This window comes from Paraglaciecola sp. (genome assembly GCF_039964565.1).
Taxonomy (GTDB): domain Bacteria; phylum Pseudomonadota; class Gammaproteobacteria; order Enterobacterales; family Alteromonadaceae; genus Paraglaciecola.
Map to the genome: position 1 here is coordinate 58,723 of NZ_JBDVXF010000038.1, position 22,858 is coordinate 81,580.

20 protein-coding genes are annotated in these 22,858 nt (G+C 39.8%); 2 read left to right on the plus strand and 18 right to left on the minus strand.

Annotation, left to right across the window (positions count from 1 at the left end):
• Positions 1-74: 74 nt before the first annotated feature.
• The gene (gene csrA / locus ABJK37_RS16875; protein WP_215929124.1) at positions 75-290 is read right to left on the minus strand and encodes a carbon storage regulator CsrA; all 216 of its coding nucleotides are present in this window, start codon (positions 288-290) and stop codon (positions 75-77) included.
• 135 nt (positions 291-425) lie between these two features.
• A complete protein-coding gene (gene alaS, locus ABJK37_RS16880) occupies positions 426-3,023 on the minus strand; it encodes an alanine--tRNA ligase (RefSeq protein ID WP_348356404.1) in 2,598 nt (865 codons plus the stop codon).
• 475 nt (positions 3,024-3,498) lie between these two features.
• Here alaS and ABJK37_RS16885 point away from each other — a divergent pair, with 475 nt between their 5' ends.
• Positions 3,499-4,662, plus strand: coding sequence for a GNAT family N-acetyltransferase (locus ABJK37_RS16885; RefSeq protein ID WP_348356406.1), 1,164 nt, complete (start codon positions 3,499-3,501; stop codon positions 4,660-4,662).
• Positions 4,663-4,673: 11 nt separating this feature from the next.
• Here ABJK37_RS16885 and ABJK37_RS16890 read toward each other — a convergent pair whose 3' ends face one another.
• The 4 genes from ABJK37_RS16890 to metA are packed head-to-tail and all read right to left on the minus strand — an operon-like array spanning position 4,674 to position 9,963.
• A complete protein-coding gene (locus ABJK37_RS16890; protein ID WP_348356408.1) occupies positions 4,674-5,267 on the minus strand; it encodes a DUF938 domain-containing protein in 594 nt (197 codons plus the stop codon).
• 18 nt (positions 5,268-5,285) lie between these two features.
• The gene (metH, locus tag ABJK37_RS16895; RefSeq protein WP_348356410.1) at positions 5,286-7,934 is read right to left on the minus strand and encodes a methionine synthase; all 2,649 of its coding nucleotides are present in this window, start codon (positions 7,932-7,934) and stop codon (positions 5,286-5,288) included.
• 9 nt (positions 7,935-7,943) lie between these two features.
• Positions 7,944-9,002, minus strand: a complete 1,059-nt coding sequence (locus tag ABJK37_RS16900) for a homocysteine S-methyltransferase family protein (protein ID WP_348356412.1) — start codon at positions 9,000-9,002, stop codon at positions 7,944-7,946.
• Between the two features lie 40 nt (positions 9,003-9,042).
• Complete coding sequence (metA, locus tag ABJK37_RS16905) at positions 9,043-9,963, minus strand: homoserine O-succinyltransferase (protein WP_348356414.1); 921 nt, start codon at positions 9,961-9,963, stop codon at positions 9,043-9,045.
• A 268-nt stretch (positions 9,964-10,231) separates the two neighbouring features.
• Here metA and ABJK37_RS16910 point away from each other — a divergent pair, with 268 nt between their 5' ends.
• Entirely contained in the window at positions 10,232-12,904 is a 2,673-nt protein-coding gene (locus ABJK37_RS16910) for an AAA domain-containing protein (protein WP_348356416.1), read from the plus strand.
• A gap of 113 nt (positions 12,905-13,017) precedes the next feature.
• Here the strand turns inward: ABJK37_RS16910 and ABJK37_RS16915 are convergent, their stop codons facing one another.
• From ABJK37_RS16915 to cheY, 12 genes are all read right to left on the minus strand, one after another.
• On the minus strand, positions 13,018-13,416 hold the full coding sequence (locus ABJK37_RS16915) for a DoxX-like family protein (RefSeq protein WP_348356417.1): 399 nt from the start codon (positions 13,414-13,416) through the stop codon (positions 13,018-13,020).
• A 32-nt stretch (positions 13,417-13,448) separates the two neighbouring features.
• Positions 13,449-13,865: a DoxX-like family protein gene (locus ABJK37_RS16920; protein WP_348356419.1), complete on the minus strand. Its 417-nt coding sequence runs from the start codon at positions 13,863-13,865 to the stop codon at positions 13,449-13,451.
• A 25-nt stretch (positions 13,866-13,890) separates the two neighbouring features.
• Complete coding sequence (locus ABJK37_RS16925; RefSeq protein WP_348356420.1) at positions 13,891-14,364, minus strand: DUF2269 domain-containing protein; 474 nt, start codon at positions 14,362-14,364, stop codon at positions 13,891-13,893.
• Between the two features lie 5 nt (positions 14,365-14,369).
• Positions 14,370-15,500, minus strand: coding sequence for a saccharopine dehydrogenase NADP-binding domain-containing protein (locus tag ABJK37_RS16930; RefSeq protein WP_348356421.1), 1,131 nt, complete (start codon positions 15,498-15,500; stop codon positions 14,370-14,372).
• 235 nt (positions 15,501-15,735) lie between these two features.
• The gene (locus ABJK37_RS16935; RefSeq protein WP_348356423.1) at positions 15,736-16,158 is read right to left on the minus strand and encodes a DUF2802 domain-containing protein; all 423 of its coding nucleotides are present in this window, start codon (positions 16,156-16,158) and stop codon (positions 15,736-15,738) included.
• Between the two features lie 91 nt (positions 16,159-16,249).
• Positions 16,250-16,744: a chemotaxis protein CheW gene (locus ABJK37_RS16940; protein WP_293750551.1), complete on the minus strand. Its 495-nt coding sequence runs from the start codon at positions 16,742-16,744 to the stop codon at positions 16,250-16,252.
• A gap of 25 nt (positions 16,745-16,769) precedes the next feature.
• The gene (locus ABJK37_RS16945; RefSeq protein ID WP_348356425.1) at positions 16,770-17,483 is read right to left on the minus strand and encodes a chemotaxis protein CheW; all 714 of its coding nucleotides are present in this window, start codon (positions 17,481-17,483) and stop codon (positions 16,770-16,772) included.
• Positions 17,480-18,259, minus strand: a complete 780-nt coding sequence (locus ABJK37_RS16950) for a ParA family protein (RefSeq protein ID WP_348356427.1) — start codon at positions 18,257-18,259, stop codon at positions 17,480-17,482. Before ABJK37_RS16950 ends, ABJK37_RS16945 begins: the two co-directional genes overlap by 4 nt.
• A 99-nt stretch (positions 18,260-18,358) precedes the next feature.
• Entirely contained in the window at positions 18,359-19,459 is a 1,101-nt protein-coding gene (locus ABJK37_RS16955; protein ID WP_348356429.1) for a chemotaxis response regulator protein-glutamate methylesterase, read from the minus strand.
• Between the two features lie 67 nt (positions 19,460-19,526).
• Complete coding sequence (locus ABJK37_RS16960; RefSeq protein WP_348356431.1) at positions 19,527-21,641, minus strand: chemotaxis protein CheA; 2,115 nt, start codon at positions 21,639-21,641, stop codon at positions 19,527-19,529.
• A 12-nt stretch (positions 21,642-21,653) separates the two neighbouring features.
• The gene (locus tag ABJK37_RS16965) at positions 21,654-22,418 is read right to left on the minus strand and encodes a protein phosphatase CheZ (protein ID WP_348356433.1); all 765 of its coding nucleotides are present in this window, start codon (positions 22,416-22,418) and stop codon (positions 21,654-21,656) included.
• Positions 22,419-22,451: 33 nt separating this feature from the next.
• Positions 22,452-22,835: a chemotaxis response regulator CheY gene (cheY, locus tag ABJK37_RS16970; RefSeq protein WP_039989185.1), complete on the minus strand. Its 384-nt coding sequence runs from the start codon at positions 22,833-22,835 to the stop codon at positions 22,452-22,454.
• Positions 22,836-22,858 lie beyond the last annotated feature (23 nt).

A 22,858-nucleotide genomic window follows, 5' to 3' on the forward strand; every position in this document is an offset into this window, starting at 1 on the left:
GTTTGAAGGGAAAATTTAAATTTTTGAGACATAAAAAAAGCTGGTTACCCAGCTTTTTTTTATTCCAATAACTTCTAATCTTCGTCAGTACTCACGGCCTGCTCATGAGCTGCTAGTTGAACATTCTTTTCAGCTTGGATACGCATATAAATTTCTTCACGATGCACAGATATTTCCTTAGGCGCATTCACACCAATTCGTACCTGATTACCTTTTACCCCTAAAACGGTTACGGTGACATCATCACCAACCATTAGAGTTTCCCCTACACGACGAGTTAAAATTAGCATTCTATTGCTCCTTTTCCGTTAAAAATACAATCCTTCTTTAAAGTTAGTGTAAATCACCAGCATAGCCAGAAAACTTACCCTATCGGTTTTTCCCTATTTTTGCTGTCACTACAAAAAACAACCGAAAAATTCTTTTTACAATTTATCTTCTAACCACGCTTTTACCGATGCGATAGCTATTTCTAAATTTTGTGGTTGCGTACCACCTGCTTGTGCCATATCAGGTCGACCGCCTCCTTTCCCTCCAACTTGTTGCGCAACAAAATTAATTAAGTCACCCGCTTTAACTTTGGAGACTAAATCTTTGGTTACCCCTGCAATCAAGCTAACTTTATTGCCTTCGGCAACTCCCAAAACAATCACTGCACTGCCCAGCTTATTCTTAAAGTCATCGACCATCGTTCTGAGCGCTTTAGCTTCGACTCCTTGTAATTGAGTAGACAGTACTTTCACATCTTTAATTTCAAAGACATCAGACAACACATCAGTCGTAGCGTTACTGGCTATTTGTTGCTTTAACTTTAACAACTCTTTTTCTACTAATTTATTTTGATCCAATACTTGCTGAAGTCGAGCTGTTAGGCCTTGAGAATCCGTTTTTAATAACCCAGCCACGTCGCTAATTTTTTGAGTTTGGTTCTGCACAAAATCCAGCGCCTTCGCTCCAGTAACGGCTTCAATCCTTCTTACTCCCGCCGCAATACCACTTTCGGAAATAATCTTTAAGAAGCCAATGTCACCGGTTCTATTGACATGTGTTCCACCGCACAGTTCCATTGAAAAATCACCCATAGACACAACACGTACATCTTCAGCATATTTTTCACCGAATAAAGCCATTGCACCTGCAGCTTTCGCCTCTTCCAAATTCATTAATTTGGTTTGTAAACAAAGATTGGCTCTAATTTGCTCATTGACTAAGGTTTCTACACGTTGAAGTTCTTCACTTGTCACTGCTTCAAAGTGAGAAAAATCAAATCTAAAACGCTCATCGGATACAAGTGAACCTTTCTGATTCACGTGTTCCCCCAACACTTTTTTCAACGCAGCATGCAATAAATGTGTTGCGCTGTGATTTAATTTTATTGACTCTCTACGTTGTATATCAAATTCAGCTTGTACCAAATCACCCAATTTAAAATCCGATTCCGCCGTTCCTTTATGAGCAATAGCATTACCGAGTTTCACCGTATCTTTTACAATAAAACAGCCTTCGGCGCTTTTAAGCATACCGCTATCACCAGTTTGACCGCCGGATTCGGCATAAAAAGGGGTTTTATTGAGTACAACGACTCCTTCTTCACCCGTTTGTAGTTTGTCTACTTTCTGGCCATTAGCAAATAATTCAACTATCTCAGCTTGACTACTACGCTGATCATAACCTGTAAATTCAGAAGTGGTATTAGACTTTAGTAGCTCATTGTAATCCGTATCAAACTGACTTGCTTGTTGGGCACGTTTGCGCTGAGCAGCCATGGCGGCTTGAAAACCGTCTTCATCAATCCGTAATTCTTTTTCACGGGCAATATCGTTAGTTAGGTCTGCTGGAAAACCGTAGGTATCGTAGAGTTTAAAAACTAATTCGCCAGGTACGACATCAGTCGTCAACTCCTTAAGCGCTTCGTTAAGAATACTCATGCCGCGCTCTAACGTTCTTGAAAACTGCTCTTCTTCCGTTTTTAGTACTTTTTCAATCAGTTCGCGGTTGGCGGTTAGTTCTGGATAAGCATCAGCCATTTGAGTTTCTAAGGCTGCCACAAGACGATAGAAAAATATGCCTTGTGCCCCAAGTTTGTTTCCGTGACGAACAGCCCTACGAATAATGCGTCGTAACACATATCCACGTCCTTCATTTGAAGGAATAATGCCATCACAAATCAAGAAGCTGCAGGAACGAATGTGATCGGCAATAACACGTAAAGACTTATCTTGCTTATCGTCTGCCCCCACGATTTTGGCAGAAGCATCGATTAAATTCTGGAATATATCTATTTCATAATTACTGTGAACATTTTGTAAAATAGCAGAAATTCGCTCTAAGCCCATTCCTGTATCAATAGAAGGTTTTGGCAAGGGTTGCATAGTACCGTCACTTTGACGATTAAATTGCATAAATACCAAATTCCAGATTTCGATAAATCTGTCACCGTCTTCTTCGGGCGTTCCTGGAGGCCCACCCCAGATATGTTCACCATGGTCGTAAAAGATCTCGGAACATGGCCCACATGGGCCGGTATCTCCCATAGACCAAAAATTATCAGAGGTACTTATACGAATGATTTTTTCTTCTGGAATACCTATTGTATTCGCCCAAATATCAAAAGCCTCGTCATCTTCATGGTAGATAGTGACTAGTAACTTTTCAGCAGGCAGCTTTAACTCTTTGGTTAAAAAATCCCAAGCATACTGTATTGCATCAGCTTTAAAGTAATCGCCGAAACTAAAGTTACCTAACATTTCGAAAAAAGTATGATGACGTGCTGTATAACCTACATTCTCAAGATCATTATGTTTACCACCCGCTCGCACACAACGTTGCGAAGAGGTTGCCTTGTTGTAGCTTCGAGATTCCGTGCCTAAAAACACATCCTTAAATTGATTCATTCCTGCATTTGTAAACAAAAGTGTTGGATCATTTGCTGGAACTAAAGATGAACTCGATACTTTTTGATGTCCTCTTGCGGCAAAAAAATCTAAAAATGCGCACCGGATCTCGGCGGTTGTTTTACTCATTTACGATCCTGAAATGTTAATTATTAATGGGGTTCTATTATGCCCAATGCGGCATAATTACTGGAAGTCGCGCCAAAGATATCAGTTTAGTAGTGTTTTGTTAAGGCTAGCGTTAACACTAAAGAGTGTTAACCTTTTGAGGACTCAATCACGTTGTGAATTTTTCAATGTGTAAAACCATGAGATTTTAAAAATCTATGTGGTTTCTGCTGGTGTTTAATACCTTTGGCGGAGTTATTTGAGTACTTTTGTTAAAGGTTTTCAATGCTAACTCGAAGCAACTAATATCAAGTGAATTTTCGCAGCCATTGTACCCTGAGATCTTGACCTAAATCCGGCGACAAAGACTTTTCGAGCAATTCATCTTTAATGTGTTCTCTGACCACAAATAATCTTGGGATGGTTTATTTGATGATCTTAGGGACATTCTCTGCCATATTAGGGTAGTAAACTTAGCAAAAGGTTAACCTAAAAATTGTCAATATTAAGCTCGAACTACACTTTCAAATTTAACACCTCTATTGAACAAATTGGTCAATCGGTTTGGGATGAATTAGCGAGTGGTTGTAGCCCTTTTTGCCAATATACTTTCTTGCATGCCATAGAAACTTCAGGTTGCGTTGCTGGAAAATCTGGGTGGCAACCTTTTCATTTAGTGATTTATCAAAATTCCTTAGCTGTGGGTATCCTACCTTTATACAAAAAGACTCATAGTTACGGTGAATACGTATTTGATTTTGCTTGGGCAAACACCTATCGACACTACGGATTAAATTACTACCCTAAGTTGATAGCGGCGATCCCTTTCACTCCAGTGACTGGCCCAAGATTAATGCTCGATTCAAAGGTGGATAAATCGCAATTACTACCTATTTTATGCAAAGAAATTAATTATCAATTAGAAATAAACGGTATGTCTTCCATGCACTGGTTGTTTGTTGAGCAAGATTTTAGTGAGTTATTGCTGTCCCACGGACAATTACAACGTAGGTCAATTCAGTTTGAGTGGTTTAATAATCAATATACGTCGTTTGAAGATTATTTGACTTATTTTAATTCCCGCAAAAGAAAAAACGTAAAAAAAGAACGTTTAAAAATAACAAATTCAGGTATTAAAGTGGTACGCGTACATGGCGAGAATCTAACCGAAGAGCTCATGGACTTTTTTTACCACTGTTACCAACAAACTTATTTAAAACGCAGTGGTCATAACGGCTATTTAACTGAATCTTTTTTTAAGAAGGTTTTTAAAGACTTGCATAACAATCTAATGCTCGTTATCGCCTTAAAAGATGAACAACCTATCGCAAGTGCATTATTTTTTTACGATAAAAACCAGCTATGTGGACGTTACTGGGGCGCATTGCAAGACGTACAGAATTTGCACTTCGAATGTTGCTACTACCAAGGTATAGAGTTCTGTATTGAACAAGACATCGCTCATTTTAATCCGGGCACACAAGGCGAACATAAAATCTTGAGAGGATTCGAGCCCATATACTGTTACTCAAATCACTCTCTCAAAGAACCCGCATTCCAAGATGCCATTGGACGGTTTATTCAACAAGAAAACACTCAAATTTCACAATATAAAAATGAAGCCGAAAAACTTCTACCATTTAGACAAACAGAAGACTAAATGTCATTTAACTATTTCTTTTGCCAAACCAACATGAAGTTATTGGCAGGCATTGAAATTTTTTCTAATAAGTTCATTGGTTTAGCCCAAACTACCAGTTCGTCAACATCTCGAATTCCACCACAGCCCTGTTCCATAAGGTGCTGATCGAAGTCAGCGTTGGACTGACTGGTGTATCGCCCTTGAAAATTAAACGGGCCGTACTGGCAAAAAACACCACCCAAAGGCAAGTTGTCTGCGACTAACTGCATCATAAGTTTTGATTCTGACGGTTGCATAATATGAGTCGTGTTTGCCGTATACACTGCATCAAAACTCCCTAACGGCCAATGATTAACACCGACAGTAAAAGAAATAGGCGCTAACAAGTTGCGAACAGGAACATCTGCTAACCAAGACTTAATAGCATCATGATTATTTGGCATATCACTTGTTTGCCATGTCAAGTGACTGAGCCTAGGAGCAAAGTAAGCTGCGTGCTGTCCTGTTCCAGAACCTATTTCTAACACTTTCTTAGTGTCGCTCAATACGCGATACAATACCTCAAAAATTGGTTGCTTATTGTTTTCACAGGCTTGGCTAAAGGGTTTATCATCCACCGTCATTACAATCCTTATTCATTATTACAGGTTAGGCCCTAACCATCTTTCCGCTTCTAAACGACTCCAGTTTTTACGGGTGGCATAATCCAGTAATTGATCCTCTTGAATTTGGGCTACTGCAAAATATCTGCATTCAGGATGAGAGAAATAAAAACCAGACACAGCAGCTCCCGGCCACATGGCGTAACTGTCTGTCAGTTTCATACCTGTATTGTTTTCGGTATCAAGCAAATCCCATATCAATTGTTTTTCAGTATGTTCAGGGCAAGCGGCGTAACCAGGAGCCGGTCTAATGCCTTGATACTTTTCACGGATCAGCTCTTCATTAGTTAAATTCTCATCAGGGGCAAAACCCCAAATTTCCTTACGTACCTTTTCGTGTAAATATTCAGCAAAGGCTTCTGCAAATCTATCCGCCAATGATTTAATCATAATAGAATTGTAATCATCGCCATCATCTTCATATTCTTTGGCTAACTCATCTTCCCAAGTACCCGCAGTAACCGCAAATGCGCCTAGGTAGTCTGCTTTACCTGATGATTTAGGAGCAATAAAGTCACTTAAACAGTTGTTTGCCCCTTTGGGTTTTTCGGTTTGCTGGCGAAGATGATGAGCAACATGAGCCACTGCACTGCGACTCTCATCGGTATAAATTTCAATATCATCTTGCACACGATTGGCAGGGAATATGCCCATAACGCCACTCGCTTTTAGCTTAGGATTGTTACACAAGGTTTTCAGCATAACTTGCGCGTCATTAAATAGATTTTGCGCTTCTTTACCTACCACCTCATCTTGTAAAATGCGGGGATATTTTCCTGCTAAAGACCAAGTTAAGAAAAATGGCGTCCAATCGATGTAATCTACAAGCTCTGCTAAGCCAACACTAATTGAAGTCACACCTAACTTTTTGGGTACTGGTGGCTGGTAATTATCCCAGTCACATTTAAAACCATTTTCTCTGGCTTGCTCTAAGGTAATAGGCTTAGTGCGAGGTTTTTTCTTAGCGTGTTGCACTCGCACTTTTTCATAATCGAGTTTTAGTTCTTCTGCATAGATAGCACGATTTTCAGGAGTAATCAGTTTCTGACACACTCCTACAGCTCGACTAGCATTGGGTACATAGGCAACTGGATGTTGATAATTGTGTTCAATTTTTACAGCGGTATGAGCTTTAGACGTTGTTGCTCCGCCGATTAACAACGGCAGGTCAAAGTCTAAGCGCTGCATTTCTTTTGCAACATGCACCATTTCGTCAAGTGAAGGAGTAATGAGTCCAGAGAGGCCAATCATGTCGACATTTTCGTCTTTGGCCACTTGTAGTAATTTAGCACAAGGCACCATTACACCAAGGTCAATGATTTCAAAGTTATTACATTGCAAAACTACACCAACAATGTTTTTTCCAATATCATGTACATCGCCTTTTACCGTGGCCAATAATATTTTGCCGTTACTGCTGCCTTGGTCTTTTTCAAGTTCGATATAAGGGTTGAGATAAGACACCGCTTTTTTCATCACTCTGGCAGACTTGACCACCTGGGGAAGAAACATTTTTCCTTCACCAAATAAATCCCCGACTACATTCATACCATCCATCAATGGCCCTTCGATAACATCTAGTGGCTTATTTGCTGCAAGTCGAGCTGCTTCAGTGTCTTCTTCTATAAAATCCATAATGCCACGAACTAAAGCATGTTCTAGGCGTTTATTTACTGAGAATTCACGCCACTCAAGGTTGTCCTTTACAACGGCTTTACCGTCGCCTTGATACTTGGGGGCCAACTCTAATAAATTATCTGTAGCTTGTTCATGGCGGTTTAGAATCACGTCTTCGACCGCTTCTTTTAGTTCCGGTGGAATTTGGTCATACACTTCCAATTGTCCAGCATTCACTATGCCCATATCCATACCCGCTTTTATCGCATGATATAGAAACACCGAATGCATCGCCTCACGAACTGGATTATTGCCTCTAAAAGAAAATGACACGTTGGATAAACCACCCGACACATGGGCGTGAGGTAAATTTTGACGAATACGCCGAGTCGCATTAATAAAATCTAGGGCGTAATTGTTATGTTCTTCAATTCCCGTTGCCACGGCAAAAATATTAGGATCAAAAATAATGTCTTGAGGAGGAAAGCCAATTTTTTCAGTGAGCAATGTATAACTACGCTCACATATTTCAAATTTTCGCTCTTCGGTATCGGCCTGCCCTTTTTCATCAAATGCCATGACCACAGTCGCAGCGCCATAACGTTTTAGCAATTTAGCTTGATGTAAAAAGTTTTCTTCACCTTCTTTTAAGCTAATAGAGTTAACTATGGCTTTGCCCTGCACACATTTTAAGCCAGCTTCGATAACCGACCATTTGGACGAATCAATCATGATGGGCACCCGAGAAATATCGGGTTCAGAAGCTATCAAATTTAAAAAACGTACCATTGCAGCTTCAGAGTCCAACATGGCTTCATCCATGTTGACATCTATTATTTGTGCACCATTTTCAACTTGTTGGCGAGCGACGTCTAAGGCTTTTTCGTACTCATCATTGAGGATCAAACGCTTAAACATGGCGGAACCAGTTACATTGGTTCGTTCACCTACATTGATAAAATTTGCTGAGCTTTGAGTGGATTGCTCACTATTTAATTCATTAATACTCATCACAACCGCCTAGTGGACAAAAGGTTCTAAACCAGACAGGCGCATTTTCACCTCTAGTTTTACTATTTTACGAGGCGCGTAATCTTTTACCGCTTCAGCCATGGCGGCAATGTGTTCTGGCGTGCTGCCACAACATCCACCTACAATATTTAATAATCCTGACTCTGCCCATTCTCTTATGTGCGCTGCCATCTCATCACTTTCCATATCATATTCACCAAATTCATTAGGTAAACCGGCATTTGGGTGAGCGGATACAAAACATTCAGATACTTGGGAAATCTCCTCTACATACTGACGTAATAAATCAGGCCCTAAGGCACAATTTAAACCAAATGAAAATGGCTCAACATGATTCATTGAATAATAAAAAGCTTCCGACGTTTGACCGGATAAAGTACGTCCAGAGGCATCGGTGATGGTGCCAGAAATCATCACTGGCAAGTCAACATTAAGCTCTTCAAAAACGCTCTGCACAGCAAACACCGCAGCTTTAGCATTTAAAGTATCAAAAATGGTTTCTACCATAATCAAATCTGCCCCACCCTCAATCAATCCATGGGTGGCTTCTACGTAAGCTTCAACTAACTCATCAAAAGTAACGTTACGTTTAGCAGGATCATTTACATCTGGAGAAATCGACGCAGTACGACTAGTTGGCCCTAAAACCCCTGCAACAAACCTGGGTTTATCGGGTGTTTGCGCGGTAAATTTATCTGCCGCTTGCCTAGCTAATTTAGTGGCTTCAATATTTATTTCTTTGGCCAATTCTTGCATATTATAATCGGCCATTGAGATAGTGGTGGCATTGAATGTATTCGTTTCAATAATATCAGCCCCCGCTTCAAGGTAGGCGCAGTGAATGTCAAAAATAATCTTAGGCTGACTTAAAACTAATAAATCATTATTGCCTTTGACATCTGAGTGCCAATCAGCAAAACGCTCACCTCGGTAATCTGCTTCTTCTAATTTATGCTCTTGGATCATGGTGCCCATGGCGCCATCGAGCAACAAAATTCGCTTGTTTGCTGCGTCAATCAATTTCTTCTCGGCAATGCTGTGACTCAATGTCATTCCTCTTTACTTCTACCTAATTAAATTAGCTTTGTTACTCAGATAGCTGAGCCAAATCATACGGCGTGTTTTGATAAACGTAATAGTTCAACCAGTTTGTAAACAATAAACTGCCGTGGGCTCGCCAATTCACAATAGGCTCTTTATTTGGATCGTTTTCTTTGAAGTAGTTTACTGGGATTTGCGGCTGACCATTAGTCGATAAATCTCTTTGGTATTCTTGTTTTAAACTCTCGGGGTCGTATTCTGGATGCCCAGTGACAAATACCAAACGTTTATCTTCCGACGCCACTATGTAAGCCCCACCTTCTCGCGACTTAGCTAACACATTCAAACCAGGTATGGAGGCGTAATCTGCTAGACTTATTTCGCCATAACGTGATTGCGGCGCGTAAAAAGCGGGATCAAAACCTCGTAATAATTCGTCGTGCTCATTCTGGACAAAATGTTGGTAAACACCACTCAGTTTTTGGTCTCTTAGCTTTCTGTTTTTTCCAAAAAAGTGATAAATTGCCGCATGAGCAGCCCAGCAAGAAAATAAAGTAGATTGCACATGACGGCGCGCCCAATCCATGATAACAGTCATTTTTTCCCAGTATTTCACATCCTGATAAGCCAAATGCGCCAAAGGAGCACCCGTCACTATTAAGCCGTCATATTTCTTATTCGCTACATCATCAAACTCCACATAGAAATTATCCATATGGGCTGCTGGAGTATTTTTAGGTGCTTGGTTATCGATACGAATTAAATCGATATTCACCTGCAAAGGTGTATTAGAAAGCAAACGCAAAAACTGCTCTTCGGTTTCCATTTTATTCGGCATCAAATTCAAAATGCCCACTTCCATAGGCCTAATATCTTGCGTGGCGGCGCGCTGAGTATCCATCACAAAGATATTTTCTTTGTTTAAGACATTTTGTGCTGGCAAATTACTTGGAATTCTAATTGGCATAACGGATCTAAGGCTGAAAGTGGTATGACTAAATTTGGCTTAAACCACAAAAAAAGTCAACATCTTTACGTCTAGACGTCTAAATGAAAAAATATATAAATAGTAGAATTAATCTGTAGAAAGTAAATTTAATAAAATCAGTACCACTTTTTTGCGCTCTTTAACCAGAATATCTACAAGACTTTTTAATTATTGTGCTAACGATTAAGTATAATTCACTAATAATCTGAGTTAGGCTAACTGGCTTCACTAACCACAATTTATATCAATGAATCTTGACGGAATTTTAGACTATTATAAGGAATGTTTTAGGGAAGACTCAGCGGATTACAACCTTCGAAACTTATTACGTCTTTCAAAAGACGATATTATCTTTATCAAAGAGAAAGACGAGGTTGCAAATGGTGAACTACATCGAATGCCAATACTTCAATCAGTTGGCGAATCACTATCCAAAAGAGCTGAGATCTATCAGCGAGAGCGTGTAGTACTGCATTGTTCATTTTTTGTTACTGGCCAACTTAGTACGAATACCAACGACGACTCCACATCTTTATTTAGTCCCTTAGTTACAAGTGAAGCAAAAATTGAAAGCGATGAGTACGGTTATTATTTTTCAATTAGTGAGGGGCAGTCTGTTGTAAACGAAGAATTGTTCTCGTTATTGTTACCCGAAATAGACAACCTTCCCGACTTTGATACAAATCGACTATATGACCCAAGTTATTGGGCAGCACTTCTAGATAACAGCCCTTTTGAAATAAACCTTACTAAGGCAATGCGTTTTCCTTTGCTTGCTAGCCGAAGTGACGCATCTAAGACGATAAAAAGAAATGATCTCACTTTACTCCCGGTTTCAACGTTAGCTTTTGTTGAACGTTCTACAAGTAGCAGAGGCGTTTTACATGAACTATCTCGTATGCAGGAAAATAAAACATTATCCGCCCCTTTAAAAAGTCTACTTAGCCAAACGTACAATGATAGTCGAGTAACTAAAGTCAACTCCAATAGGCTTCCAGCATTGTTAAGTGAAGCACAAAAGAAAGTGCTTACTATCGGAGCAACACAAACATTAGGCATTGTATCTGGTCCACCAGGAACAGGTAAAAGTTACACGCTGGCAGCAGTTGCCGCTGAACATGTGACTAGAAATGAAAGTGTTCTCATTGTTGCTGGCTCTGAAACAGCTTTAGATGTGATTGCTGATAAGCTAAAAAATGATTTTAGCTTAGAGAACTTTTATGTTCGGGCAGGTCAGAAAACGTTTCTACTAAATTTTAAACAATATCTAAGCGACCTTTTAGCTGGATACTACAACTTTGAAGAGGCCAAAGAACTACAGATACTGCAAAAAGAAGTGGATTCATTAGTCGATGAAATAAACGTACACGAAAGTACCATTCTGAAACTATGCAAGCGAGCAATAAAGTTAGGTCACCTTTCACATAAGATAGAAAACAGCATCGCTAATTTTTGGGAACGTCTGATTCACAGAATCCAACACTCTTCGATAGATGGCCTAAAAGACCTTTGGTCGATCCAGCAGCACTTTAATGAAAAGCTCGAAAATAAAGAAGTAAAATCGGCACAGTATCTGCGATCAACCAAAGCATATCGCATGTCTAACTTAATATCTCAGGATAGAAAAACGGTTCAAACTTTAAATAGAGCCGTGAGAGCGAGAACGTCTTCTAAGCAAGCTGAGTATTTTTCGTCAGCAAATTTCGATACATTACTAAATGGTTTTCCTGTCTGGTTAGTAACGCTTAACACTTTACATCGCGTATTACCGCTTACCTCGGAAATGTTTGATTTAGTGATTATTGGCGAAGCGACTCAGTGCAACATTGCCAGTTCGTTACCAGCGTTTCAAAGAGCTAAGCGTGCATTGGTTGTTGGTGATCAAAAGCAATTAAGACATTTTTCATTTTTGTCAAAAGCTAAAGAAGCAAAAATTGCCAAGGAACGTGCGCCTACCGAATCTGAACTTCTAATGAGTTATCGAGACAACAGCATTCTAGATTTGGCGCTTTGTGCGTCAAAACAACAATTGCAAATTGCATTCCTTGATGAACATTTCAGAAGCCAACCTGAACTCATTAATTTTAGTAATAAACTGTTTTACAATAATAAACTAAAAGTCATGCAACACCGCCCCTGCTCCTCTTCTGGACATATCAAGCTAAAAAGGTTAGAGGGAAAAAGACATACAGCGGGTTATAACAAACTTGAAGCCGAAGCTGTTCTAGAGCAAATTCAGCGGGCCATAGATTTAAGTAAGCAAACAGGACAGGTTACTTCCATCGGTGTGCTATCACCCTTTAGTAAACAAGTGAAATATATTGCAGACCTCGTTGAAAAGACAATCAGCTTAGAAGAGATCAAGTTACACAACATTAAAGTTGCCACACCATACGGTTTCCAAGGTGAAGAAAGAGACACTATGCTGTTATCTTTTAGTCTCGACAATTTTAGTTTGCGAGCAGCGGCATATCTTAACAAAAGAGACGTATTTAACGTTGCCGTCACTCGCGCAAGAACCACCCAGTATTTATTCGTTTCTATAGACGAACAGATACTTCCCACGAGTAATCTTTTAAAACGGTATCTCGCATCAATCCAACAATTCTCGATTGAACATAGTCAATCTGAGCAACCAGATGTATTCCAAAATGAAGTCATCAAATTACTAGTTGAAGAAGGCTTTGAATGTTGGGGTGGGTACGAAATGTTAGGCACATACATTGACGTGCTTGTGAGGCACAAAGACAGGTATGTAGCTATAGACCTCATCGGTTATCCAGGACCATGGGCAGATTACTTTGAATTGAATACCTATAAGTTAATAAAAAGAGCTGGAATTAACTTTGTTCCGCTAAGCTATTCATTATGGTTAAAAGATAAAGAATCCTGTTTAGCGGCAATAAGAGAACAACTTTGAAGTAAATTGATTAAACTAAAAAACCAAGCCCTATCTCTGATTATTATGCAAATTAAACAATAACTCTGCTTCTGCTGCTGGCATGTCACATTCGGAGAATACTTTAGATATGTTCAAACCTTCTCCTTTCTTTTTACCTTTTTTAATTCACTCTTTAGTTCGACAAGCAAAATTAGACTAAATCCGATTAGGGCAATATTTGTGGTCACTGGGTTAAAAGCCTCAATAAGTAGTTGAGGCTGCAATATTGCCACAAAGCATAATAGGCCCATGAGTCCGATAATATTAAGTAAGACCATCGTTTTATTTCTGTATAAAATAAAGAATAACACCCCAAAAATCACCTCACCAACACCCGCAAATTTTGTCACTAAATAAGAAAGCTCATTTGATAAGCCAATACTTGCTGTCATGGCTTTTTCTAGCGGTGCAATATGAACAAGTTTTGGAAAAATCCCATGATACAACCAACTAAAGGAAATGATGAATCTGGCAATTTGTATAGACGACAAGGCTTAGCTCTTTATTTATAAGGTTAATATTTTCAATTGTTGTGCATAGACTTAGGAGGCATTAAGTTACCATTTCCACTAGCGATGTAAACATAACCAACCAAAACGATGATAGGGAAATTTTTAGTTATAGGCCCAAAAGGGTGTAACCAAAAACTCGCATCAATAAATGTCAGCAATATTGTATAAACTATAATAACAACCACCTGACTGATACAGCACAATTTGGTTTTAAATGAAGTTATAAGCCAAAGACCAATTGCTATATCTAAAACACCTCCAGCATAAACGGAAAGGTCTGCAATTGAACCTGTGATATTGACGCCTGCAAGGATTTCATAACCAATTTCAGGGGAGAAATATATAGAAGTAAGCCCAGTAAATATCCATAAAAATGCCAGCGAATACTTAGCTGCATTTAACAACGAATTTTGGTTGAGTCTATTCATATTGTTCCGTCTTTGGATTAATAAATCATGCTATAGGGAATGGCTTGAATACCATTAACCAGAAGATTGCTAAAATGGCGATGAATGCCGGCACACCTAATAGTGTCCATGTTCTCATTAGCGATTTAAATTCAGAACTCACTTGATTGGAATCAACAGAAATTTTAGCTAACTCGCGCAGCTTATATTGAATACGAAGTACAGGCAGCCAACACAACCCAATGAAAGAAAATAGTCCTATAACCCAATAGAACCATGGTGCAGAAAATGAGTACCCTTGCATCTTCATCAAAAACATACCTGTAATAATTTGCGTAATAATAGCAGGGGTAGTAAAAATCCAATCGCCTAAAATAACATGTTTGGCTGTTACATATATGGCTTGAGGATTGTTAGAACGGTTAGACATAAACATAAAAAAGGCTATCCCCATACCAGTGCCCGTTACGACAACAGCTGCGAGAATGTGGATCAATTTAAGGAATAAATAATGTTCCATGTTACCTACTCTATCAACTCTTCGTATTGAATTTCTAAGGCATCAAAATATGTATCAAATTCACTTAATTCAAATAAACCTACACATGGTGTTGCACCAGTTATTTTTGACGACTCATTGGCTTCATTATTTAAAAGTTTACTGGCTAAAATAATGGTTGAAAGTGTTGGAATATAAGGGCCATTTCCTTTGGGGGCATATAACGTCCATTTTACCTTCTTAGTATTGCCTTGCTCCCCCACACCACAAATAACGACTTCCATCGCCCCTTTGTCGCTGCCTAGAGGAAGAAAAAAATTACTGGCACTGACTATAGCTTTTGATAATGGTGCCCAGTTTTTTACTAAACCAATTTTTGAAAGGTAGGCCATGCCTACCATTGTTTTATGTAATAGCGAAAGCTCTAAGCCAGCTTGAAAGCTAACTTGCTGTTTTACCTCGTATCGATGAGGAAATAACTCTAAATCAGGTACATCAACATTAGCTAAGTAACGTTTGCCAACATAGCTGCCAAAATCATTTACGTTAGAGTCCATCCAACCATAAACATCTTGCCAACGACCTTCTTTAAATACATTTAATGGATGACCTGTGTAAGATAAAATTGCTTCAACAGTTGCCAATCCACGCTCCGCTTTATTGCCCGGAGCAATCGACAAATTAATAGCTTCAATGCTGCTAAACTGACTCTGATATCGTTCAATCACGGCTGAAGACAATCCTGGTACTGAGCTAGCTCCACTTACTATTGATACGCCTTTTGCTTTTGCTTGATTATCTAGATTTGTAATATCACAAACAAACCTTCTGTCGTCTGCTAAATCAATATAATGAGCGCCACATTCAATACATGCTTTGGGGACTCGATAATCTTGCCCCTGAAAAGGACCACTAGTGTGAATAACAAGATAGGGTGACAAACTAGCTAATTGTTCATCGAAATTTTCTGCGAAAATATCGATGAACAATGGCTCTAGTTTCGCTGTGGAAATTGCACCTAGACTTTCTACTAGAGCTGAAGATTTATTTAGATTTCGACCGGCAATAACTAGGGTAATGTTTTCTATTTTAGATAGGTTTTCTACAATTCTTTTACCAAAATTTCCATAACCACCCAGGACAACAACTGTTTTCAACTCACTTTTCCTCATAATTGCCAATTAGTTCCATAATAAACTCCTGACAAAATAGTTTAAGTTATTTGCATAAAAACTCTGTTTAGTTCGCTTAAACATTTAAAACCCTTAGTAGGGCATTTCTCTCTCAAATGAATAAACCAAAAGAACAAATAGGCTGTAAATACAACTCGATTACTGGTCGTATGGGCAGCCAAATTAAATAGAACAACAAAATAAAACTTAAAACTAAGCCCTATCTCTGATTATTATGCAAATTAAACAATAACTCTGCTTCTGCTGCTGGCATGTCACATTCGCGCATCACATCTTCGAGGCTGGCGCCTTGACTGATGAGTTTAGCGCCTTTGCTATAAAAGCGGCTTTGAGGATCTTGTTCGACTAGGTTTTCGGCAAGACTTTGCTGTGAAGCCTGCAAGTTATCCACTTGCTGCACTAACTCTTTAAAACGAGTAATAACACCGTGATTGCCACTACGGATTTCGTGTATCTCTTCTTTTAGGTCATGTAACTTTTTGTTTAATTCAGACTGTAATTGCCTTTGAGAATCAATAATTTCAAGCTGAGCGGTATGGCGTTTAAAGAGTACAAAAAGAATAGCTAAACAAATACAGGAGACAATCAGCGCGACCATGCTTAGTAATATTGGGAAACTCATAATCATCTCTAAAAAGTCAGCAATACACGCCACACTTTAATGTAAACAAAAATATTACATAAAAGTTAGGCGTGTGGCATAGGTTTAATACTTAGATATTGGTAATTTCGGTCCACTCTTCGTCGCTGAGCAATTTATTTAAATCAACGAGAATCAGTAACTGACCATCTCGGTTACTTACTCCCTGTATGAACTTGGCACTTTCCTCCGTCCCAACATTCGGTGCGCTGTCTATTTCCGACGAGCGTAGATATACCACTTCAGCCACACTGTCTACCAGAATACCTACTACTTGATCATCAGATTCAATAATCACTATTCGGGTATTATCTGAAATGTCAGAAGAAGGTAATCCAAAACGCGAACGGGTATCGATAACGGTAACTACGTTACCCCGTAAATTAATAATTCCTAAAACATAATCTGGCGCACCCGGAACTGGGGCAATTTCGGTATGACGCAGCACTTCTTGTACCTGCATTACATTAATACCGTAAGTTTCTTCACCTAATTTGTAAGTAACCCACTGCAGGACTTCATCACCGTTTGCGGCTACTGTATTACTTGAATTTCTGTCGTCACTCATTCCCAATGCTCCGGCCCAATATAGGCTAATCGTTGCTGCTTAAACCTTGATTCAACATATTGATCAATTGTTGTACATTCATCAAGGCACACATTTTCTTTTTAACCATTCCAGATAACCATGGTCGACTACCTTCTACATTTCGCCACTTCACGTCATCTGGTAACAATGTTTCGGTGGCAACCAAACTTTCACAGCTTAACCCCCAACCACTTTCACCTAATACTATAAGATATTGATATTTTGTGGATTCTGCCAGCTTTTCAGCAGATTTTTCTGGCATTACCCACTTTGCAGTATCAACTACATTAAACTTTTCTTCTCGATGCAGCAAAACACCTTTAAACCATGTAGGCTTCCCAAAAAGAGGATTAATACTCTCTATTTGGTGTATTCCTCCTAATTCTGTCAATGGAACTGCCAAGGTCATACCAGCAACTTCGAACAATAGCACTTGGAATTCGCCTTTAGGAATAACAGGTACAATAACTTTCGAAGGCGTTTTAATGGTCGCTAGGTTTTTTTCGACCTTAGGCTCTAGAACTTTAGTAATAGCAGGCACCGTTTCGACAGTTTCTACTTCACGCTCGATAAAAGGTTCAGTTCTCGGAGCTGGGGCTGTTTGCAAAAGTTGTTCAACAGATTGACGTTGAACATCTTCAAGTACTGCCTCGTCACTCAACAATGCTGACATATAATCGTCCATCACATCTTCGTTAGCGAACGAATTACCACTCATTTTTGCGATTCCAATTTTTGTAGGAAGCTAAGTAACTTCGCATAGGCAAACACCCCTCGGGATTTAGGGCAATAAACTGATGGGGGACTTTGCGCCTGACTGGCATCTCTGAAGCGAGTATCAACTGGAATTAGTCCAACCCACACTCTCTGCGTATAAGTGCGAGTCAATGTACTATATGCTTCGGTAGCGGCGTTAACACGTTTGTCGTACATAGTCGGCACTATAGTATAGGCAAACGTTTTTGCTAAAGACTTTTGCATAATTTCCATAGAATGTATCATTCTATCCAAACCTTTTAGCGCTAAAAATTCAGTCTGCACAGGTATCACCACCCTATCGCATGCTGCAAGCGCATTTATCATTAACACGCCTAAAACCGGTGGACAGTCGATAAGAGCGTAATCGAACTCATCACGTATTAAGTCTAGCGCCTGTCTAAGTATTAAACCCATCCCACTTTGTGTGCCTAACTTTCTATCAAGAGTAGCAAGTGCCATGGTCGCTGGTAGAATAAACAAAGAGTCTAACTTTGTTGGGCTTAAACAATCTAAGACATTTTCTTTTGTTACTGCCTTCCCAGCCATAAATACGTTAAAGAGGCTAGCTGACAACTCTTCTGAATCGACACCAAAATAATAACTCAATGATGCCTGAGGATCCGTATCAATCAAAATCACTCTCTGTCCACTTTGGGCCAATAGGCCACCTAGCGTCACTGTTGTAGTAGTTTTACCTACTCCACCTTTGTGATTAGCTACCGTCCAAACTACCACGCTAGTAACCTCGCGCAAACAACAAGACTCAAAGGAAATCTTGCGACAAACAGGCTAATACTCTCATTTTGTAACAACACCCGAAGCGCCCCTCTTCCCTCAATCTACTATTTCATTAAGTATATGACCTGCCATATGAGCAATGTCGTAATTCGCTTGGGAAATGTTAGCTATGGTAACCGCTTGAGGCATACCGTATACAACGCTACTTTGCTCGTCCTGTGCCCATATTTTAGCACCTTTAGCTTTTAGCTTTTTACAACCTTCTCTGCCATCAGCCCCCATTCCAGTTAATATAATGGCGAGTACGTTACTTGAATAAACTTGAGCCATAGAATCAAATGTTACATCAACACTCGGTTTATAGGTCGCTTCAGGAAATCGTTCAGGCTCAGAAATTTTTATTTTTGCATTGCCTGATGTGCCCTCAATAGTCATTTGTTTTCCACCAGGAGCAAGATAACACACCCCTGGTTGCAAGCTTTCACCATTGCTCGCTTCTTTCACAGCGACTTTGCATAAATCATGTAAACGTTTAGCAAATGCCAGAGTAAAAGAACCGGGCATGTGTTGCACTAACACAACAGGTACTGGAAAATTGCTCGGCAACTCAGTCAATATTTTCTGGAGAGCTACAGGTCCTCCGGTTGACGTACCGATTGCCAAACAATCGTAACGACTTGAATTATTTGCGCCTAAGTGAGTTTTCCTATTAATTCTATTTAAGGAATTGGAGGTTAAAGTATCGGTTGGTCTAAATGCTTCGGAACGCATTTTTGCCAAAGAATGGCTTCTGATTACCTTACGTCCACACAGTGCTTTTACTCGGTTTTGTAACAGAAGAATGGCTTCTTTTCTATTTAACGCAATATCTTCGAATTTCTTTGGAAGAAAATCTAACGCTCCCGCATCCAACGCGTCTAAGGTCGCTTGCGCTCCTTCCATAGTAAGTGATGAAAACATAATAATAGGAACAGGATTACTAGCCATTATTTTTTTGACGGCTGTGATCCCGTCCATTACAGGCATTTCAATATCCATAGTAACAACGTCTGGCTTTAAAGAAGCAACTAAGGTCAACGCCTCTTGACCATTTTTGGCTTCCCCTACCACTTCTAATCCAGCATCGTCTTCAAGTATCTGTTTTATTCTGCGGCGAAAAAAAGTTGAGTCATCAACAATTAAAATCCTATATGTCATCTTCGCCTATCTTTTTTGTAATATTGACTATCAATTTTTTTTTAGGCTTCATTAAGCGCATATCTACCTATGATTTTTTGGTCGCATACCTTTTCAGTAACCCTGGTACATCTAATATTAAGGCAATACCACCGTCGCTGGTTATGGTAGCACCAGCCATCCCAGGTGTACCCTGAAGCAGTTCATCCAATGGTTTAATGACCACTTCTTCCTGTCCAATTAATGCATCAACTACAAAACCAAGTTGCTGGGTACCTATTTGAACCACAACAACATGCCCTGTAGTTTTATCAATATTGACTTCGCCTCTCGCCAACCACTCGCCTAAATAAAACAGTGGGATAGCTTTAGAACGAACAATCATGGTTAGTTGACCATCAACGGTATTAGTTTTTTGCATATCAAGGTTGATGATTTCATTCACAGAACCAAGTGGCAGCGCAAAGGTTTGTTCACCAATTACTATCATTAGGGTGGGCAATATTGCTAAAGTTAATGGCACCTTAATTTCAAGTGTAGTACCAACCCCCATACTAGAATCAATATTGACGGACCCGTTAAGCTGATTTATTTTCGTTTTGACTACATCCATACCCACACCGCGGCCGGATACTTCAGATATTTCAGTTTTAGTTGAAAATCCAGGTGCAAAAATCAAATTAAAAGCTTCAAGATCTGTCATTCTTGCTGCGGTATCAGCGTCTAAAACACCACGGGAGATCGCTATCTCCTTCAGTTTTTCTGGGTCCATCCCTTTACCATCATCAATAATACTCAGTAATATATGATCGCCTTCTTGAGATGCCGACAACTTAACCGTACCCATAGTCGGTTTACCGGCAGCCTTTCTTTCTTCTGGCATTTCAATACCATGGTCGACCGAATTTCGAACCAAATGCACTAAAGGATCAGCCAAGGCTTCTACTAAGTTCTTATCTAAATCAGTCTCTTCGCCTTCTAGAATAAGCGTAATTTCTTTTTTCAGCGTTCGCGCAAGATCACGAACAACGCGAGGAAAACGCCCGAATACTTTCTTAATGGGCTGCATACGGGTTTTCATTACCGCACCTTGCAAGTCACCCGTAACAACATCTAAATTGGCGATGGCCTTCGCCATATTTTCGTCATTGCCATTGGCACTAAGGCTGAGTAGACGGTTTCTGACTAATACTAACTCCCCCACCATATTCATTATTTGATCTAGACGTTTAGTATCGACTCGAACTGTCGTTTCAGCTTGAGGAGGTGGAGCAGACTTTTTCTCTTCTTTTTTTGGCATTACAGGTTTAGTAGATTCAGCTTTTTTTACAGCCGCTGGCGCTTTCTTAACTTCAGTGGGCTCGGCCACAACCGATTTGCTTTCTTTCTCTACGTCAGACTTTTCAGCAGGGCCTTTACCTTTACCGTGGAGCTGATCTAGTAGCGCTTCAAATTCATCATCAGTAATATCATCACCCGATGAATTCTGCTCGGTTGTCGCCGCTTCAGAAACAGTGTTAGGTGTTTCATCCCCTTTGAACTGCCCTTTGCCATGTAACTGGTCTAGAAGTGCCTCAAATTCGTCGTCACTGATATCTTCATCGCTTGAAGACTCTTCCTCAATCTTAACGACTTCTTTAGTTCCTGGCGCATTACCGCCATGCAATTCATCTAATAAAGCCTCAAATTCGTCTTCGCTAAAATCGTCTGAACTTGAAGTGTCTTGATCTTTATTTACAGGGACGTCATCGCTTACAACAGCCTCGGTCGCAATTGGCTCTGGGTTTACTGATGTTGCAGCTTCATCTGCCGACTCTGGTTTACTGAGCCTAGTTAGGGTATCGATAAGGCTTTTTTCGGCAGCAACTAAGGGCTCACCAGCCTTGACAAGATCAAACATTTGCACGACTTCATCGGTAGCCTGCAATATTACATCCATCAGTTCAGGCGTAAGGGTTCTTTGACCATTTCGCATAACGTCAAAGATATTTTCTGCACCATGGCAAATATCAACTAACTCGGTCAACGATAAAAACCCAGCCCCACCTTTAACAGTATGATAACCCCTGAAAATGGCGTTAAGCAGATCCGTATCTTCTGGATTATTTTCTAAATCGACGAGCTGCTCTTGCAAGAGCTCTAAGATTTCACCAGCTTCAACCAAAAAGTCAGCTAGTATTTCCTCGTCAACATCAAAAGCCATATGAAGGTCCCCTTAAAATCCCAGACTCGAAAGCAAATCATCAACGTCATCTTGATTTGACGCTACGTCTTCTCTGCTGTCGGCATCCAAAATTGGACCTTCAGCCTTAACCATATCGGCCTCATTCTCAGATTTGTTAGGCTTTTCAGTTACCTCAACTCCATCTTTAGGTTCAACCCCGCCAAACATAGTAAGCATGTAGACTAAATTATCTTCAACCTCTTTAACGAGTTCAATAACGCGTCTAATAACTTGTCCGGTTAAATCCTGATAACCTTGGGCCATTAGTACTTCGGTCAATAGACCCGTTAATTTTGCAGAGTCTTCACTACCAACCTTCAGAAAGTTGTCTAATTCTTTTACTAAAAGATTAAATTCACCCAACTGCAAGTCTCTGGCAATCAGTTTATTCCACTCAGGTAAAACCGTAACGATGCCGTTATGCAACTTTTCTGCAATTGGCATACAAGAATCCACCAAGTCCATGGTTTTATTCGCCGCCTCTTCCGTTGCTTCAATTACATAAGTTAATCTTGTTTGAGCATCTGGAATATCTTCATTCGCCATATCGACTATACGAGGATCGAGTTGAAAATTATTCAATGAATCATGGAGTTGCCGAGTTAATTTACCCACCTCGGCAAACAGTTCTACAGAACTTTGAGCCCCAGCGGATTCAAGTAAATCTTGCGCTCCTTGGTTATCTCCGTTCTCTAAAAGTACTACTAATTTTTTTGCGTCATCAAGAGAAATTGGCGCATTTTTCAAGGCCGTCATACAGTCTTTCCTCGTAATCAGATTAGCCTGAATTTAACCAAGTCTTTCAAATATTTTTGCTAACTTCTCTTTTAATGTTGCCGCTGTAAAAGGTTTAATAACATAACCGTTAACACCAGCTTGCGCGGCAGCAACAATTTGTTCCTTTTTAGCCTCTGCAGTCACCATCAAAACAGGAATGTGTTTTAGGTTAGCGTCTGCTCGTATAGCTCTAAGTAAATCAATACCTTGCATACCGGGCATGTTCCAGTCCGTTACCACAAAATCAAAATCACCTTGCTGCAACATAGGTAATGCAGTACTACCATCATCTGCTTCTTGTATGTTTGCAAAGCCAAGATCTTTAAGTAAGTTCTTGATAATCCTACGCATAGTTGAAAAATCATCAACCACAAGGATCTTCATATTCTTATCCAAAACCACCTCCGGTAAGAGTTTTA